2 protein-coding genes are annotated in these 1,531 nt (G+C 65.2%); both read left to right on the top strand.

Annotation, left to right across the window (positions count from 1 at the left end; genetic code table 11):
- A partial coding sequence (locus QZY06_RS19825) for a hypothetical protein (protein ID WP_295687429.1) occupies window positions 1–422 on the top strand: 422 nt, incomplete at its 5' end.
- A 125-nt stretch (window positions 423–547) separates the two neighbouring features.
- The coding region (locus QZY06_RS19820; RefSeq protein WP_295687427.1) for an acetylornithine/succinyldiaminopimelate transaminase at window positions 548–1,531 on the top strand (984 nt) is incomplete at its 3' end.

The raw sequence follows: 1,531 nt of genomic DNA, 5'->3' as shown, positions 1-1,531 counted from the left end.
GGATGAACGTCATGCTCAGAGTCGACGACAGTATTTTCGAATATGCACTTTACGACGTGCTCAACGCGCTCGATGCGCGGCAGGAGACCGTGGTTGAGCTTGAAGCCCTGCGCAGCGAATGGCGCGCCACGGGTTTGCGCCACACCGACCTCTATCTGGCACTCGATCTGCTGACTTCGGCAGAAAGCCTGGTGTCGCCGAGCCCGGGTGCCTGGCAGCTGACTGAAGTCGGCGCTGAACGCGCGGCGCTGGTGGCGTCGGTATCGACACCGACGATGGCCGATCAGGTGGCCCGCAGCGTGCTCAAGCTGATCAAGGAACGGGTGCCGGCCGGCAGCTGTGCTCCGCGCAGCAACATGGTCCGCCGCCGTGCCGCGGGCCGCGTTCGGGTTCGTGAACTGAGCCGACCGGGCCAGCTCTGAGCCCACCGCTCGGCGACGACTGCGCCGCCGTGGTCAGTCGCTGATGTCGGCAGAAGCCGCGAACTGGCAAAATGCACCGTGGAATTTCCCACGAGCATTGCAGCGGCAGTCCCGCAGGTAACGACATGAACGTCACTCGCTCGACCTTCAACGAGGTCATGGTTCCCAACTATCAGCCCGCCGACATCGTGCCGGTGCGAGGCGAGGGCAGCCGCCTGTGGGATCAAGCCGGGCGCGAATACGTCGACTTCGCCGGCGGTATCGCTGTGACCCTGCTCGGGCACTGCCATCCGAAGCTCGTGGCCGCGCTGACCGAACAGGCCGGCAAGCTCTGGCATCTGTCGAACGTGATGACCAACGAGCCGGCATTGCGCCTGGCGCGGAAGCTGGTCGATGCAACATTTGCCGATCGGGTGTTTTTCTGCAATTCCGGCGCCGAGGCCAACGAGGCCGCATTCAAGCTGGCGCGTCGCTACGGCAACGCGATCGACCCGGCGAAGCACGAGATCATCGCCTTCTACAACGCGTTCCACGGCCGCACGCTGTTCACGGTATCGGTGGGCGGTCAGGCCAAGTACACGCAGGGTTTCGAGCCGATTCCCGGCGGCATTCGTCATCTGCCGTTCAATGATGTCGCGGCGCTCGAAGCCGCCGTGTCGAGCAATACCTGCGCGATCGTGCTCGAGCCGGTGCAGGGCGAGGGTGGCATCATGCCGGCCACCCCGGCGTTCATGGCTGCCGCGCGTCGTCTTGCCGACCAGCACAAGGCGCTGCTGATCTTCGATGAAGTGCAGACCGGCGTCGGCCGCAGCGGCCATCTCTATGCCTACCAGCATTACGGCGTTGCGCCGGACGTGCTGACCACGGCAAAGGGCTTGGGCGGCGGCTTCCCGATCGGCGCGATGCTGGCGACTCAGGCCGCTGCGGATGTGCTGGCCTTCGGCACCCACGGTTCGACCTACGGCGGCAATCCGCTGGCCTGCGCCGTTGCCGAAGCGGTGATCGACACCGTCAATGATCCGGCAGTCCTCGCGGGTGTTATCCATCGTGCCCAGCTGATTCGTGACGGTCTGGACTCGATCGGCCGCCGTTACGGCGTGTTCGCGCCG

This window comes from uncultured Nevskia sp. (genome assembly GCF_903885465.1).
Taxonomy (GTDB): Bacteria; Pseudomonadota; Gammaproteobacteria; order Nevskiales; family Nevskiaceae; genus Nevskia.
Note: the sequence above shows the minus strand (reverse complement) of the source record. Positions and strands in the feature narration are given on the sequence as shown.